Raw genomic sequence first — 2,907 nt, forward strand, 5'->3', positions numbered from 1 at the left:
CCCCAGACCGGGGACAGCAGCAACATGATGCTGTGGATCAGCCTGATGCTGGCCTCCTGCGGCGGCGTGCTGGGAATGCTGCTTTACAGGCGGAAAAAGGCGGCGGCCGAGAAATAAGGCTGAGAGATAAAACAAAACCGGCAAAAGCGCCTGCGGGCGGGCTTCGTGCAAAACCCACAGCCCGCCCCGGCGCAGCCGGTATCCTTTTCAAGAAGGGATATCCCTTCTATCCTTTGGTATGCACCAAAGGATAAGCAATCTTATTTGACAAGGAGGAGAAACCAAATGCAAGCAAAAAAGAAACTGACGTCGTTGCTGCTTTCCCTGTGCATGGTATTGAGCGTACTGCCGACGGCGGTGTTCGCAGCAGACGATCCGCTCGTTGGGGGGAGCCAAGAAACCGACCCCTATGAGCCGCAGATGATTGACAAAATCGAGTTGGAGGTAGACGCGCCGGCAGAAGGCAAGCCTGCAGATTTCAGTATTCAGAGTCAGGAAAGCGACCCGTATACCGTAAATGATGTGTACTGGTCTAAGTGCGCCGACGAGGGCGATGAAAACACGCTGGTTTCCATGAGCGCAGACGATTCCTTTGAAAAAGGCTGGTACAGGCTGGTGCTGTACGTATATATGGATTTCAACTACGCCGCGACAGAGGATATTGCGGTTTCCCTGGTCGGCGCACAGCCGGAAAGGCTGGTCGTTGATAGAGAACTCGAATCAACGGTGGTTGTTGACGCATGGTTCGCCATCGACCCGCCTGAGAAACAGGAAATCACCCGTCTTGCTTTTGACGAGATTCCCGTGCCGGCGGCAGGCATCGATTTTGGCCAGGCGGAAGATACCATTGAAAAGCAGGTGGCGCAGGCCCATGATGAGCAGGTGAAGATTTACAGCGCCGACTATTACGAATGGAGCCTGGATTCTTATGACGACTATCATGTTTGGAATACAGTATATTCCGGAGATGAATACGATGGGTCCCTCGCGTATGGCGTCCGCATGCTCCTGTACGCCCAGACCGGCTGGTATTTCGGGGATACGCCGCCGGAGGTTACGGTAAACGGCGAAAAAGCGAAGGTCATATCCCTCGACCCTTACAGAATCGAGGTGTTCATGCAGTTTGGAGACATAGTTGTGGATTATATCTACATAGACAGTGAAATATGGCCGCTTGAAGGGCAGGAAATCCGCATGGAGCCGGATAACTTTACAGTGGGTGTCGACACGCTTGGCGCGCCCGCCAAATCGCTGTTCACAATCAAGGACGCCCGGATGTTAATTAAGCCGGAAGGAAAGGGGGACTGGCGGGATCTGACGGCGGAGGATACGCATTTCAGTACAGAAAACGACTATACTTTTTATGCCGAAGTAGAGGCGGCGGACGGTGTGGTGTTCGCGCAGGACGCCGGAGGAACCATCCGCGCAGACAAAGATGCGACGGTTACCGTATCACCCGACGGGAAGAGCGCAACTCTGTTCCACGAGATCGTTCTCAGGGTTTACAGGAAAGCCTATGCGCGGACGACCATGTACGACAACGACCCCATGTTCGAAGGTATTGACATGACAGATTGGGAAACAAAGGATCACAAAAGCGTGCCTTTGACGATGAATGCGCCGGAGCCGGGCGTAACAATCGAAGATCCCACATTCGGAACCCCGGACGGCAAGGAAGTTATAGAAGGGATGAGCGAATACTTCTATTGGTACGAAGTTCCCTATGTCGGCTCTCAAAAGTCTATCAATTACAGCCCTGAAACATTTGAAGCGGGCAAAACCTATATGCTGAAAATATCTTTTGTAAGCTCCTGGTTACGCTCCTATTATGTTCCGCCTGATTTTGACATTGAGTATGTTGTGGATCAGGACGGAAATATACTCAACTATGCGCGTAAGGATTCCATTACGATCGATGAGCACGATAGAGATCTCTTTTTCTGGTTTACGGTCGGCGAGGTTGGGGAGCCGGAAGTGGTAGAGCAGATCGACATTACCGGGCCTGAGGATCTTGTCGGGGTTTTGGGGCAAGAGACTACTTGGTTAAGTTCAGAACAGCTAAGCAATTTTAAGCTCTCTTCAGATGCATTTGTGATCGACAACGGCGTCTGGTTCTATTCCTCCGGTTCCAGTTCCAATTTTTTGCGACTGGACTTGCGGGTAAACAGCGGGTATCGGTTTAAGCTCCCACAGCGGCAGGCGCTTTCTTACAACGGCGATTCCAGTAACATCACCTATTATTCTGATAGCAACGAATTTGACGACTTCGTCGTGTACATTTTCCCATCCGACGCTGAGCCGCACACCCACATATACAGCGAAGAGTGGAGCTCGGATGAAAACAATCACTGGCATGCTTGCGAGTGTGGAGCAAAGGCGGATACGGCCGCTCATACCTATGGCGAGTGGAGCGTCACCAAAGAAGCTACTGAAACGGAAACGGGCTCCAGGGAGCGCACCTGCACGGTCTGCGATTATATGCAGACAGAGACGATCCCGGTAATCGAGCATGAGCACAGCTACAGCGAAGAGTGGAGCTCGGACGAAAACAATCACTGGCATGCTTGCGAGTGTGGAGCAAAGGCGGATACGGCCGCTCATACCTATGGCGAGTGGAGCGTCACCAAAGAAGCCACTGAAACGGAAACAGGATCCAAGGAACGCACCTGTACGGTCTGTGCATATGTGCAGACTGAAGCCATCCCTGCAGCGGGAACCGGAGAGCCAACCGATTCGACTGATCCGACCGATTCATCCGATTCGCAGGGTCAGCAGGATCCTTCCGGCGACACCGGCATCCCCCAGACCGGGGACAGCAGCAACATGATGCTGTGGATCAGCCTGATGCTGGCCTCCTGCGGCGGCGTGCTGGGAATGCTGCTTTACAGGCGGAAAAAGGCGGCGGCC

Annotated in this window: 2 protein-coding genes; both read left to right on the forward strand. The window is 53.0% G+C overall.

The window, feature by feature from the left end; translation table 11 throughout:
* Positions 1-117: LPXTG cell wall anchor domain-containing protein (locus tag H6A12_RS13835; protein ID WP_204448419.1), on the forward strand; the 117-nt coding region annotated here is incomplete at its 5' end.
* Positions 118-285: 168 nt separating this feature from the next.
* Positions 286-2,907, forward strand: a 2,622-nt coding sequence (locus H6A12_RS12930; RefSeq protein ID WP_204448418.1) for an LPXTG cell wall anchor domain-containing protein, incomplete at its 3' end; no start/stop codon positions are given.

Source organism: Merdimmobilis hominis (assembly GCF_016901855.1).
Lineage (GTDB): Bacteria > Bacillota > Clostridia > Oscillospirales > Ruminococcaceae > Paludihabitans.